The sequence below is a fragment of the Amycolatopsis echigonensis genome, assembly GCF_014174495.1.
Lineage (GTDB): Bacteria > Actinomycetota > Actinomycetes > Mycobacteriales > Pseudonocardiaceae > Amycolatopsis > Amycolatopsis echigonensis.
This window is the reverse complement of the sequence record NZ_JACJHR010000014.1, coordinates 43,634-56,417: the sequence shown is the minus strand read 5'-3', so window position 1 is coordinate 56,417 and position 12,784 is coordinate 43,634. Positions and strand designations below refer to the sequence as shown.

Annotated in this window: 12 protein-coding genes; 5 read left to right on the top strand and 7 right to left on the bottom strand. The window is 72.4% G+C overall.

The window, feature by feature from the left end; translation table 11 throughout:
* The first annotated feature begins 77 nt into the window (after window positions 1-77).
* The 3 genes from H5411_RS12550 to H5411_RS12540 all read left to right on the top strand — a co-directional run bounded on the left by H5411_RS12550 (window position 78) and on the right by H5411_RS12540 (window position 2,605).
* On the top strand, window positions 78-1,505 hold the full coding sequence (locus tag H5411_RS12550; protein ID WP_051166275.1) for a HAMP domain-containing sensor histidine kinase: 1,428 nt from the start codon (window positions 78-80) through the stop codon (window positions 1,503-1,505).
* A gap of 16 nt (window positions 1,506-1,521) precedes the next feature.
* Window positions 1,522-2,202 carry a response regulator transcription factor gene (locus tag H5411_RS12545; protein ID WP_037365780.1) on the top strand — a complete coding sequence of 227 codons (681 nt, stop codon included), beginning with the start codon at window positions 1,522-1,524 and terminating at the stop codon, window positions 2,200-2,202.
* Window positions 2,203-2,314: 112 nt separating this feature from the next.
* On the top strand, window positions 2,315-2,605 hold the full coding sequence (locus tag H5411_RS12540; RefSeq protein ID WP_143271428.1) for a hypothetical protein: 291 nt from the start codon (window positions 2,315-2,317) through the stop codon (window positions 2,603-2,605).
* 134 nt (window positions 2,606-2,739) lie between these two features.
* Here H5411_RS12540 and H5411_RS12535 read toward each other — a convergent pair whose 3' ends face one another.
* Both H5411_RS12535 and H5411_RS12530 read right to left on the bottom strand, forming a co-directional pair.
* Window positions 2,740-3,459, bottom strand: a complete 720-nt coding sequence (locus tag H5411_RS12535) for a type 1 glutamine amidotransferase (protein ID WP_037365785.1) — start codon at window positions 3,457-3,459, stop codon at window positions 2,740-2,742.
* The gene (locus tag H5411_RS12530) at window positions 3,449-4,714 is read right to left on the bottom strand and encodes a MurT ligase domain-containing protein (protein ID WP_037365787.1); all 1,266 of its coding nucleotides are present in this window, start codon (window positions 4,712-4,714) and stop codon (window positions 3,449-3,451) included. Before H5411_RS12530 ends, H5411_RS12535 begins: the two co-directional genes overlap by 11 nt.
* A 135-nt stretch (window positions 4,715-4,849) precedes the next feature.
* Between H5411_RS12530 and H5411_RS12525 the strand changes: the two genes are divergently transcribed.
* Window positions 4,850-5,563 (top strand): response regulator transcription factor, encoded by a 714-nt coding sequence (locus tag H5411_RS12525; protein WP_037365789.1) that lies wholly within the window; start codon window positions 4,850-4,852, stop codon window positions 5,561-5,563.
* Window positions 5,564-5,586: 23 nt separating this feature from the next.
* Here the strand turns inward: H5411_RS12525 and H5411_RS12520 are convergent, their stop codons facing one another.
* From H5411_RS12520 to H5411_RS12500, 5 genes are all read right to left on the bottom strand, one after another.
* On the bottom strand, window positions 5,587-6,336 hold the full coding sequence (locus H5411_RS12520) for a COG4705 family protein (protein ID WP_037365790.1): 750 nt from the start codon (window positions 6,334-6,336) through the stop codon (window positions 5,587-5,589).
* A gap of 130 nt (window positions 6,337-6,466) precedes the next feature.
* Complete coding sequence (locus H5411_RS12515; protein ID WP_037365791.1) at window positions 6,467-9,127, bottom strand: FtsX-like permease family protein; 2,661 nt, start codon at window positions 9,125-9,127, stop codon at window positions 6,467-6,469.
* Window positions 9,124-9,858: an ABC transporter ATP-binding protein gene (locus H5411_RS12510; protein WP_051166276.1), complete on the bottom strand. Its 735-nt coding sequence runs from the start codon at window positions 9,856-9,858 to the stop codon at window positions 9,124-9,126. The genes H5411_RS12515 and H5411_RS12510 overlap by 4 nt, the downstream gene beginning before the upstream one ends.
* Complete coding sequence (locus H5411_RS12505; protein WP_037365793.1) at window positions 9,855-10,517, bottom strand: ABC transporter ATP-binding protein; 663 nt, start codon at window positions 10,515-10,517, stop codon at window positions 9,855-9,857. The genes H5411_RS12510 and H5411_RS12505 overlap by 4 nt, the downstream gene beginning before the upstream one ends.
* Window positions 10,517-11,116 carry a hypothetical protein gene (locus H5411_RS12500; RefSeq protein ID WP_101437983.1) on the bottom strand — a complete coding sequence of 200 codons (600 nt, stop codon included), beginning with the start codon at window positions 11,114-11,116 and terminating at the stop codon, window positions 10,517-10,519. Before H5411_RS12500 ends, H5411_RS12505 begins: the two co-directional genes overlap by 1 nt.
* 235 nt (window positions 11,117-11,351) lie before the next feature.
* Between H5411_RS12500 and H5411_RS12495 the strand changes: the two genes are divergently transcribed.
* Window positions 11,352-12,695, top strand: coding sequence for a sensor histidine kinase (locus H5411_RS12495; protein ID WP_081655250.1), 1,344 nt, complete (start codon window positions 11,352-11,354; stop codon window positions 12,693-12,695).
* Window positions 12,696-12,784 lie beyond the last annotated feature (89 nt).

Genomic DNA, 12,784 nt, shown 5'->3' with positions numbered 1-12,784 from the left:
GGCCGCGAAATGGGTGCGCGCTGTGAAAATGCTGAGAATTCGTTCAGCGAATGGTGTGTCGCGGTTATGCTCGGCAGATGAGGCCGAGTGCCTGCATTCGCGAATGCGTGGCGCGGGCCGGTGTTCGACGGTGGAGCAGCATCATCGCTATCGGCATTCTCGCGCTGGGCATGATCACGGCCGGCGTCGCCGTGCTGGCGTTGCTGAACCGCTCGCTCGTGTCGGGCGCCACCGATACCGCGTCGGCCAAAGCCCGGAATGTCGCCGCCGCGCTCGCCGCGGGCGGCCCGGTCGCTGAACCGGCGCTCACGGCGACGCCCGGGGAAACGGCGGCCGTGCAGATTCTCGACGCCGGCGGGCGGGTGGTGCGGTCGAGTGCCGAACTGGCCGGCGAGCCGCCGATCCTGACCGGCCTGCCGCCGGCCGGCGGCGAGGCGGTCGCCACCGTCGCGTTGCCGTTGGGGCAGAACAATGCCGAATACCGGGTGGTGGCGGTCAGCTCCGCCGGCTACACCGTGGTCGCGGCCCAGTCGCTCGAAGGCGCCCGGACGGCCGTCGCGCGCCTGGCGGTATTGCTGGTCGCCGCTGCGGTTCCGTTGCTCGCCTTGGCGTGGCTGGCGGTCCACCTGGCGCTGGGAGCCGCGCTGGGACCGGTGGAGGCGATGCGCCGTACCGTCGCCGAGGTCTCGATGACAGACCTGGCGGTCCGGGTCCCCGTCCCGCGCGCGCAGGATGAGATCCAGCGCCTGGCCAGCACGCTCAATGCGATGCTGGCGCGGCTGGCCTCCGCGCAGGCAGCGCAGCGCCGGTTCGTCGCCGACGCCAGCCATGAGTTGCGTTCCCCGCTGTCGACGATCACGGCGACACTGGATTTGGCGGCGCGGCATCCGGGACGGATCACCATGGCGGAGCTCGTTGACATCAACGGCGCCGAGGCTGCCCGGCTGGGCGAGCTGGTGGACGACCTGCTGGTGCTCGCGCGCACGGACGACGGCAGTGACGCACCGCCCGCCGCCGACGTCGATCTGGACGATGTGGTCCGGGCCGAAGCCATCCGGCTGAAGTCGATCGGCGGGCTCACGATCGAGGCCCGGGTACGGCCGGCGCGGATCCGCGGCAATGCGGCACAGGTCGCGCGCGCTGTCCGCAATCTGACCGAGAATGCCCGCGAGCACGCGGAAAGCACCGTGCGGCTGGTTTGCCGGCGAGAGGGCCGGCTGGCGGTGGTCGAGGTGTCCGACGACGGCGCGGGCGTTCCGGCCGCGGAGCGGTCGCACGTGTTCGGCCGGTTCGTCCGGCTGGACGCGGAACGCGACCGGGGCCATGGGGGAGCAGGGCTCGGGTTGGCGATAGTCGCGGGAATCGCCGCGCGCCACGGCGGTCGCGCCCAGTGCCTCGCACCGCCGCCCGGTCGGCACGGCGCCTTCTTCAGAGTCGAATTCCCGGCCGCCGAGGAGGACCCGGGAGCCGCCGCCGCGCGGGTCGCGGACGAGACACCGGACTGAGCGAGAGGTCGAGACTATGCGTGTTCTGCTCGTGGAGGACGAACCGCGGCTGGCCGAATCCGTGCGCCGCAACCTGGTCGCGGACGGATTCGCGGTGGATGTGGCCGGCACCGGGCCCGACGGGTTGTGGGCGGCCAGGGAGCGTCCGTACGACATCGTGGTGCTGGACATCATGGTGCCCGGGCTGTCCGGCTACCGCGTGCTCGAGACGTTGCGCGCGGAGGGCAACTGGGTGCCGGTGGTCATGCTCACCGCCAAGGACGGCGAATACGACGAGGCGGACGCTTTCGACCTCGGCGCGGACGACTACCTGACCAAGCCGTTCTCCTATGTGGTTCTGCTGGCCCGGCTGCGCGCGCTGCTCCGCCGCGGTGCGCCGGCCCGCCCCAGCGTGCTGCGGGCAGGCGACCTGGTCCTCGATCCGGCGCGGCGTTCGGTGCGGCGAGCGGAGACGGAGATCGCTTTGACCCCAAGGGAATTCAGTCTCCTGGAGTACCTGATGCGCCGGCCGGGCGAGGCGCTGACGAAGCCGGACATCCTCGCCCACGTGTGGGACGCGCAGTACGACGGCGACGACAACGTGGTGGAGGTCTATGTCGGGTACCTCCGCCGGAAAATCGATGTTCCCTTCGGCAGGCAGACCATCGAGACGCTGCGCGGGATCGGCTACCGGCTGATCGACGACTCGCGGATCTGAGTCGCCGACGGTGTTTTCTCAGCTTCGTTCAGCGTGTGGCCAGCGTCCGCGTGCCAGCCTGCGGCAACGGTGCCCGGTAGCGGTCGCCGAAGTCACGACAGCAGGAGGAATCATGACGGGACGAGCACGATTGGCCGCGGGCGCGGCAGCGGCGGCGCTGCTGGCCGCCATGCTGGGCACAGCGGTCGCGTCCGCGGCCCCCAGCGCGCCGGCACCGGCCGCTGCGCCCGTTGCTCAGGTGCAACAGGCTGCGGCAGAGCCGCAGGCGGCGCCGGAGCAGCCGGGCGCGGAGGGGCCCGAAGCGACCGCCGAGCCGCACGGCGGCGCGGCGGAGGCCGACGGCCCGGGCGGGCATCAGGATCCCGCGGGCAATGCGGATCACCAGTTCCAGGGCCAGGAGTAGGCGTTCGGGCATCGCGCTGACCCCGTGCGGAGCGTGCGCACGGGGTCAGCGGCGACGGAGCGGGTGCCTGCCGGTCGACCTGGGCCGGCGGCAGCCGCTGTACGGCGCCGGATCAGGCATCGGCTGCCGTGCCGTCAGCGCCTACGCCGTGGGCGGGACAGCCGCTGCCGCCGGAGTTCGGCCAGGCCGGGCACCTCGAGCGGGCGCAACGGTGTGCCCACGGCCCAGCTCAAGAGCAGGTCGGCCAGCTCCGGGTTGCGCGCGAGCGCGGGTCCGTGCAGGTAGGTGCCGACGACGCGGCCCTGGACGGCTCCGTCGAAGCCGTCGCCGTTCCCGGTGCCGTGCTCGACCCGGCCGAGGGGTTGTGCCGCTGGGCCGAGCGTGGTGTGGCCTTGGTGATTTTCGAAGCCGGTCAACGCTTCCGTGAGCAAAGACGGAACGGGGCGAGTGCGGATCTCCCCGACCGCCCGGTCGCGGGCCGGTGCGGTGACGAGATCGAGCACGCCGATGCCGGTCCGGACCCGCCCGTGTCCGGTCGTGAATTCCCGTCCGAGCACCTGAAGCCCGGCGCACACGGCGAGCAGCGGCGCTCCCCGGCCGACGGCGCGGGCGAAGCCGGGTTGCCGGGCGAGGAAGTCGGCGGCCAGCGACTGCGCGGAGTCTTCGCCGCCGCCGATGACGTACAGGTCGAGCGAGTCGGCGACCTCGTCGTCGACGGTGATCGGGATGACCGCGGCGGGGAATCCCCGCCACTGCAGGCGTCGCTGGAGGATTTCGGCGTTCCCGCAATCCCCGTAGGTGCCCAGCAGATCGGGCAGCAACAGCCCGATGCGGACCGCGGACTCACCGGGCATGCGCCAGCCTCGCCGCCGCGTCGCGGAACGCCGTGTAGTTGCCGACCAGTTCGACCGGCCCGGGCGGGAGCGCCGCGACCGCGGCGAGCGGATCCGGCACGACGCGATGTGCGACTTCCGCGTAGCTCAGCCGGACCGACAGGTCCATGGCCCGGTCGCCCGAAGCGACGATCCGCCGTCCTCGCAATGCGCCGAACGCGACGTCCCACAACCATGACGGGTCTGTCCCGTCGGCTTCGCGCGCGTTGACCGCCAGCACGGCGGGGCTGGCGCCCGGCGCGAGAATCCGCAGCGTTTCCGCCCAGCCGGCCGGGTTCTTGGCCAGCAGCAAGCGAACCCGGCGTTCCCGGTAGCCGACGACGCGGTACCGGCCGTCGACTTGGTCGACCGCGCCGGCGGCGGCCGCGGCGGCGTCCAGCGGCACGCCGAGCGACGCCGCGGCCACGGCGGCGAAGGCGAGGTTGCCGGCGTTGGCCCGTCCGGGCAAGGCGGGAGCCAAGCGGACCCGCAATCCCTTCCGGTGCACGAGTTCGCCGTCGTCCAGGACCCAGGCGGGTTCCGGGCGGGCGAAGCCGCAGAAACACCGCCAGCCGCCAAATGCTTCGCGCACCGCGCTCCCGCAGCGCGGGCAGGACGCGCTGTCGCCTCGCCAGGAGTTGCCTGCCGAAAGCCACACCGGATTCGCGGCAGCCATCGCCGCGGAGGCGGCAAGGGGGTCGTCGCAGTTGGCGATGACCATTGTGGACGGACCGGCGGCGAAGGCGGCGCGCAGGACATTCTCGGTGCGCCGGACCTCGCCGGTCCGGTCGAGCTGGTCGCGGCTGAGGTTCAGCAGGACGACCGCGGCCGGGGTCGTTTCGGCCAGCACGGCGGGGAGGTGGTTTTCGTCGACCTCGAGTGCCGCGTACCGGGCCGTCGGGCTGGCGGCCAGCGCCGCGACCAGGCCGTCGGGCATGTTCGCGCCGCTGGCGTTGCACGCGACTCCGCCGAACGGCCGCAGCGCGGCGGCGAGCAGGCAGGTCGTGGTGGACTTGCCGTTCGTCCCGGTGACCAGCACCACCTCCCGGTCCCGGCACAGATGGGCCAGCGCCGCCGGCTGGAGCGCCAAGCTGACCCGGCCTCCGATGATGCCGCCGCGGCCGAGGCCGGCGGCGCGGGAGGCCCGGGCGGCCGCGTTGCCGGCGGCGACCGCCGCCCTCGTCCGGACCGGGAGGGACGGCCGGGTTCCGCGGCTGGGCCGATTCAGGACCGTCATAGTCGCCACGGTAGGAACGCGCGGGGAGAAAACCGTCAAGGCAGAGGTTAGCGCAACGCAAAACCTGGCTGGTTCACCCGGGAGAGGCCGCCCGTACCGGCCTTCCGGCGGGAATCCGATGGCTAAGCTCGGGGCATGGCGGAGCTGCTGGTGGTCGAGGACGACGACACGATCGGGCGGACCCTGCAGACGAGCCTGCACCAGCACGGCCATCGGGTGGCGTGGCACCGGTCCGCCCGGGCGGCCCTGCGCGAAGCGCGGCTGCACGAGTTCGAACTGGCTTTGCTCGACCTCGGCCTGCCGGACCTGGACGGGGTCGAATTGTGCCGGGAACTGCGAGTCGTCCAGCCGGGCTGCGTGCTGGTGATTCTCACCGCGCGGCAGGAAGAGATGGACGTCGTCGTCGGACTGGAGGCCGGTGCCGACGACTACCTGACGAAGCCGGTCCGGCTCACCGAACTGCACGCCCGGATCCGGGCGCATCTGCGCCGGGGCGCGGCGCCGGCGGACAACCGGGCCGTCCTCGCGGTCGGGCCGCTCCAGGTCGACCGGGCGGCTCGCCGGGCGACCGTGTCCGGACACGAGATTCCGTTGCGGGCCAAGGAATTCGACCTGCTCGCGCGGCTGGCGGCCGAACCCGGGGCGGCGGTCAGCCGCACGACGCTGATGGCCGACGTGTGGGACGCGCACTGGTTCGGCTCCACCAAGACCCTCGACGTCCACGTCGCCGCGCTGCGGCGCAAGCTCGAGGACGCGGCCGGGCCGGCGGAGGCTCCCGCCATCACGACTCTGCGCGGCCACGGCTATCGGCTCGAACAGCCCCAAGCCGACCGCGATCCGGACGGCTGAGCACCCCGCCGGACCCGTCCGCGTCACGCGGCGAGGCCGGCGAGCCGGATCTGCCGTTGCTGCCAGGCGGTGTAGCCGATCAACGCGACCAGGACCGATCCGAGCAGGACCGAGGCTCCGACGGTGCCGTAGCCCATCCCGCCCGCGGAGACCGGTTTGCTGACGAAGTCGCCCGCCGACGCGCCCAGCGGCCGGGTCAGGACGAAAGCGATCCAGAACAGCAGGGTCCGCGAGATCGGGGTCGTCCGCATCGCCAGGAGCGCGAGCAGCAGGACCGCGGTGATCACCAGGGCGGTGCCGCCGAAGCCGAGGCCGGAATCGTCGGCGAGGAAGTCCCCGAGCGACGTGCCGAGCGTGTTGGAGAGCAGGATCGCCGTCCAGTACAGCAATTCGCCCTTGAACGTGGCGATGGTCTGCACGTCGAACGAGTAGCCGGTGGACTTCCAGATCGCGAACACGGCGAGCAGCGCGGTCACCAGGACCAGCGCGCCGGCGGCGTAGCCGAGGCCCGCGGTCCGGTTCATGAAGTCGGACATCGTCGTTCCGGCTGTGCTGGTGGCGAGGATGACCGTCCAGTAGAGCGCCGGGCGGAAGGTCTTCACCGCCAGCTGGGTCGCCAGGCTGGCGACGAAGACCGTGACGAGGATGGCCGAGCTTGCCAGGTAACCGACGCGCAGGGTCTGGGCGAGCAGATCGCCGGCGGTCTCGCCGAGCGTCGTGGCCGCGATCTTCATGATCCAGAAGACCGCGGTGATCGGGGGAAGCTTGTTCATGATCGTCAGTGAAGCGTGCCGCCGGCCGGTTTCGCCGGTGCGTCAGCCCATCCGGTGACGGGTTCGGAGCGAGATTTTGCCGTGGTCTAACGAAATTCCGACACCGCGGGCGGCCGCGCGAGACGGGGCGTCAGAGTTCATGGAGCACCGCGATCGGGGACCGCCGGGCGATTCTGACCGTGACGGCGGCGACCACGGCGAGCGCCGCGACAGCGGTCGCGCCGACCGCGACGAGGTAGCTCCACGGCACCGTGAGTGCGGCCGGAGGCGGATCGAACACCCCGGTCAGCACTTTCACCAGCAGGTGCGAAAGGGCCCAGCCGGCGAGGCCTCCGGCGAGGAGGCCGCCGGCGCCGAGCACGAGCACCTCGCCGAGCACGAACGAGCGCAGCTGGCGAGGAGTCGCGCCGAGTGCGCCGGCGATCGCGAAGGAGCGGCGTCGTTCGGCGAGCCCGAGCGCGAGGACCAGGCCGCCCGCGGCGGCGGCGAGCACGAGCGCGAATCCGAGTTCGACTCGGGTCAGGCCCGCGAGGTCGACCGCGGTCAGGCTGGAGCCGACGGTGGCGCGGGTGTGCGCGATGTCGGTCACGGTCGCGGCCGGACCGAGCCGGTCCTGGAGCCGGCGGGCCACCGCGGTGGTGTTCTGCCCGCCGGTGTCGACCAGGAACGCTCCGACGGCGTCGCTGCCGGTGTGCTGGGCGACATAGGCGGCGTTGGCGACGAAGAAGCTGTCCTTGGGCGCGGTCGGGAATTCCTTCACCACGCCCGCGTAATGGAAGGCCACCGTGGTGAATTGTTTTGTCCGTCCGTCCTGCAGCCGGAGATTGAGCAGATCGCCGGGGCTCAGCTGGAAGTCTTTGACGGTCTCGGCGCTCACGAGGATGGCGTCGGGCTGTGCGGCGAGCCGCTGCATCAGTTCCCGGGCGGTGCCGCCCTGGAAATAGGCGTCCTGCAGAGCGGTCACCGTGGTGATGCTGTCCGGCCGCACGCCGTAGAGGTCTTGCAGATCCGCTCCGACGTAGGCGAAGCGATGCTGGACGGGTTCGACACCGCGCACGCCGGGGGTGGCGGCGATCGGGCCGGCCGCGGATGGCCCGGCCGAAGTTCCAGGCGATTCGGTGACCGTGACGTCGGCGCCGTTGGTCAGCTGCGCGTCGGCCTCGGCCTGGGCCTGGTAGGTCGCGTTGAACGTCGCGGTGGACGCGGCGAACGAGAGCGCCAGCGCCAGCAGCACGATGGCGTGCGCGAGCAGCCGCCGCTGGCGCGCCAGCGAGCCCGCCACGACATTCGCCAGCGAGCCGGCGAAGGGCCGGAGGCCGCGGCCCAGGAGACGGCGGCCGGGGCCGAGCAAGAGCTCTGCCAATCGCCACGCGAGCAGCCCGGAGCCGAGCCAGAACAGCGCGGGCGAAGCGAACGCCCAGTACGACACTGAAATGGCCGGCACGCCTTCCGGCGCCAGCACCAGTTGGTAGCCGGTCCGGCTCGTCAGCCAGAACACGACCGCGGCGGCGGCGAGCAGGAGCACATCGAGGCCGTACCGGCTCCAGGCCGGCCGCTCGCGGCGCGTCAGGGCGGCCCGCCCCGAGGCCACTGTGGTCCCGCGCAGGTCGCGCCAGGCCGGAGCGAGCACCGTCAGTCCGGCGATGGCCAGCCCGGAGAGAACGGCGGCGACGGACCAGCCGGTCGCGTCCGCCCCGCTCGCCCCGAACCGCGCCGATCCGAAAGCCGTCAACCCGATCAAGGCGGCAGCGGCGGCGCCGACGACCGACCCAGCTGCGCCGACGAGGAGGGCCTCCGCCGCGGCCAAGCGCAGCAGTTGCCGGCCGGTCGCGCCACGCGCGCGCAGGAGAGCTTGCTCGCGCCGGCGGCGAGGGGCGCCCGCGGCCACGGCCACGGCCGTCAGGAGGCCCGCGAGGACTGCTCCCGGGAGCCCGAGAAACAGGAACAGCACCCGCGCGTAGGCGGCATCGGAGCGCGCCGCGTCCAGGGCGGCGCCGAGGTTGTTGCCTACGACGGCAGTGCCGGCGGAGCGGGCCTCGACATTGTGTGCCGCGCCCACGACCTGGGTGTAGGCGGTTGCCGGGTCGGCGGGAAGCGAGCGGTTCAGCGCGGCGTGGATCTGGGTGGTCACCAGGTCCGGGCGGGCCGCGGCGAGCGGGTCGAACAAGGCGTGCCACGCGCCGCTGCCGAGGATGAGGACGTTGTCCGGGGGCGCGGAGGGCTGCGCGCCTGCCGGGGCGCCGACCTTCTGGAACAGGGAATCCGCTTGCGGAAGGTCGACGACCTCGGTGACGCGGACGCTGACCGGGGGCAGCCCCGCCCGTCCGAGCTGGATGACATCGCCGGGTTTGGCGTGCAGGTTCGCGGCGGTCTGCTGGGCCAGTGCGACTCCGTGATCGGCTCCGGCCAGAGTGCGCACCGCGCCGGGGAAATCACCGCGGTAGGAGCCGGGCAGCCCGAGCACCACCCCGGGTCCGGTCGTCTGGGCGGTCCCGCCGCCGGATGCCGACATGCCGGTTGTCCGCGCGAATCCCACCGTGTCCGAGCGCAGCACCCCCGGCCCGTTCCGGACGAGGTCGCGGACGGAGGCGGGGTTCGCGCCGGCGCGCACCTCGACCTGCCAGTCCACGGCGACGCCGCGGGCGGCGCGGCCGGTCATCGAACCCTGTGCGGCGGCGAGGAAACTGCCGAGGGACACCAGCAGCGCGACGGCGACCGCGATGCCGCCGGCCGTCGCGCCGAGGCGGACCCCTCGGCGGCGCACCAAGCCGGAAATCCAATGCCGGATCATCGAGTCTCTCCGTTTCGCTCGGCAAGGCCGGGATCGGCCGCGCCGTGGAGCCGGCCGTCGCGCATCGTCCATTCCTGCCCCAGCCGGGCGGCCACGAACGGGTCGTGCGTCGCGACGACCAGCGCGGCGCCCAGTTCGTCGGCCGTGGCGGCCAGGACCGTCATGACCCGTTCGGCGGACTCGTGGTCGAGCTGGCCGGTGGGTTCGTCGGCGACGATCAGCAGCGGGCGGGCGGCCAGCACCCGCGCGACCGCGACCCGCTGCGCCTGCCCGCCGGACAGCTCGTCCGGCAGCTTGCCTCCCAGGTCGTCGATCGCCAGCCGGCCGAGTGCGGACCGGGCACGGCGGAAGGCCTCGTCCTCGGGCTCTCCGGCCAGCAGAAGCGGCAGCGCCACGTTCTCGGTCGCGTCCAGCGCGGGCAGCAGACTGGGACCCTGGAAGACGACTCCGACCTCGGTGGCTCGGTGGTGCAGATCCGGCCACTCGACGGTGCCCGCGGTGGGCCGGTCGATCCCGGCGATCAGGTGCAGCAGAGTGGATTTGCCCGATCCGGACGGCCCGGTGACCGCCAGCCGCAGGCCCGGGCGGATCCGGCAGGTGATGCCGTGCACCGCCACGACGGCGGTCGGCCCCTTTCCGTAGGTACGGGCGACATCCCGGCATTCGGCCAATATCCCCGGTTCGCGGTCGGCGCGGCCGAATCGCGTCGCGGGCGCGGTGTCGCCGGTCATTCGCATACCTTTCCGTCGTCGAGCCGGACCGTCCGGTGCGCGAACGCGCTCACCGCCGGGCTGTGACTGGCGACCACCACCGCCGTCCCGTCGTGTGCTGTCTCGGCCAGCAGTTCGAGGATCCGGTGTTCCGTCGTGCTGTCCAGTTCGCCGGTGGGTTCGTCGGCCAGCACCACGGCCGGCGTGTTGGCCAGGGCGACCGCGAGGCCCGCCCGGGCGAGTTCGCCGCCGGAAAGCTGGCTGGGGTAAGCACGATCCCGATCCGCGATGCCCAATGCGGACAGAAGCGCGCCCGGGTCGCGCGCGGCGCGCCGGCCGGCGAGGCGCTGTGCCACCACCACGTTGCCCGCTACGGTGAGGTGCTCCAGGAGATTGCCGTTCTGGAACAGCATCCCGATCCGGCGGGAGCGCAGCCTGGCCCGCACCGGCTCCGGCTGGTGGCTGATCCGGCTGCCGGCGACGTGCACGCTGCCGCCGTCCGGATCGTCCATGCCGGCCAGGCAGGCGAGCAGAGTGGACTTTCCCGATCCGGAAGGTCCGGTCACCGCGACGATCTCGCCGCTTTCGACGGCGAGGGAAACCCCTTTGAGCGCCAGGGTTTCCTCCTCGCCCGAGCGGTAGAAGCGATACAGCTGGCGCGCGTGCAGCGGCGCTGCCATCACATCCACCGCACCGAGTCGGTGATCGTGCGCCACGGATCGACGTTGTCCGCCCCTTTGGGGCCGCTCAGCGTGAGGACCAGTTCTTCGCCGTTGTTCCAGAATTCGTACCGCTCCACCGAGTCAGCGACCGATTTCCCGGTGACCGGGTCCGGTGGCGAGTCGGCCTGGTAGGTGATCAGGACCGCGTTTCCCGCCTTGCGCGCGACGGTGCTGACGGACCCGGCGACGTAGCCGCGGCTGCCGGTGCGGATGGCGGGCAATTCCTCCGCGGTCGCCGACCCGGTGGTGGGGGCTTGCGGGCGGGCGGTGGTTTCGACGCGGACGCTGTTGAATTTGTCGGTGAACAACGCGGAATTGCCTGCTGTGCTTCGTGCCCAGCCCTCCGGAACCGACACGGTGAATCGGTGGTCTGGCGTGGTGAGCGGGACGTACACCTGGTTGTCGGGAATGTCGCCCGCCGGATTGGCCTCCGGGGCATTCGGGGCGGGCGAAGCACCCGGGGATGCCGGGCTGTTCGCTGAGGAACACGCACCCAGTGCCAGTGCCGCGGCGAGCGACGCGACAACGATTCCGGCGTGACCGGTCGTGCGTTTCATTGCGGTTTCCCTCCCACGGCGACTGGTGCGAGGACGACGCTAGAGAGGGGCGCGAAAGGCCTTCGGCTCGTTTCGGCCAGCGCACGGCAAAATTCCGCGGGCCGCGGCCTCCCGTTTCCCGCCGGAGCGGCCGCCGGTTAGCGGACGGCAAACGAACCGCCTCGCGAACGCACGATGGCCGGAGCGGCTGCACACTGGACGCCGAGGGCGCGCGCCCGCCGCCGAAGGAGCCGTTGTGCGCAAGCGAATCATCCTGTTGACCGTGCTGGCCGGCGTGCTGGCGATCAGCTTGTTCGGCTTGCCGCTCGCGGTCGGCGTCGCCCGCTACTACCTCGACGACGAGCGTGCCGAGCTGGAACGGCTTGCCGACTCGGCGGCCTTGTCCGTCTCGGCGCAGGTGATCCGGCACGATCTGCCCGACCGGCTCCCGGCCGCGGAGGCGAACACCTCGCTGGCTCTCTACAACCCGTCCGGGGACCGGCTGGCCGGAGGCGGACCCGCGCGGCTCGAAGCGGCGGGCTCGGCGATCCGGGCGAACGAAGTGATCGCCGACGACACCGGGACGGACCTGGTCGCCATCGTTCCGATCACCGATGCCGGGACGGTCGTCGGCATGGTGCGCGCCGCGACCCCGCACAGCGAGGTGGATCGGCGCACTGCGCTGACGTGGCTGGGCATGGGCGGCCTGGCGGTGGTGGCGCTGGCCGCCACCTGGCTTGTCGCGCACCGCCTGTCGGTCCGGCTGGCCGCGCCGCTCGAAGAGCTGTCCACCAGCGCTGCGCGGCTCGGCGACGGGGACTTCACCGTGCGGACCCGCCGGTCCCGCATTCCCGAGATCGACCGGGCGGGCATCGCACTGGACACGACCGCTGGGCGCATCGGGGACATCCTCGCCCGTGAGCGGGCGTTCTCCGCGGACGCTTCGCACCAGTTGCGCACCCCGCTCGCCGGTCTGCAGATGCAACTCGAGGTCGCGCTGGAGAGCCCGGACCCGGCGTTGCGCCCGGCTGTCACCGCCGCGCTGGAGACGACCTACCGGCTCGACCGCACCATCCGCGACCTGCTCGCCCTCGCCCGCGATGCCCATCCCGGCACCGAACTCGTCGAGGTGAAGACCGCGCTCGCCGAGTTCCGGCAGGATTGGCACGGTCTGCTGGCCGCGCAAGGCCGGGTCTTGCTGTTGCGAGATCCTCTCGACCTCGCGGAGACCCGCGTCTCGGCTCTCGCGACCCGCCAAGCCATGACCGTGCTGCTGGACAACGCCTCCCGGCACGGCCGGGGCACGGTCACCGTCACCGTCCGAGACATGGGAGAAGCCATCGCTTTCGACGTGACCGACGAAGGACCGGGTCTCGCCTCGGATGCCGATCCTTTCCGGCGGCGGTCCGACTCCGCCGCCGGGCACGGGATCGGCCTCGCTCTCGCCCGCAGCCTGGCGGAAGCCGAAGGGGGCCGGCTGCTGCTGGGACGGCCGGCGCCGCCGACCTTCACCCTGCTGCTGCCGGTGCGGCGCGGCGATGCGACCGGCAGGGAGAACGACGATCGGCAGGCCCACGCCGCGCTCGACCTGGACCGCTGACGCTGGCCTTCGAGCTGTTCGCGTGACAGGCCGAGCCGTCGAGCGTCGGCGGCAGGCCGCACACTCGCACCCCGAGTGCACGGCCGGCC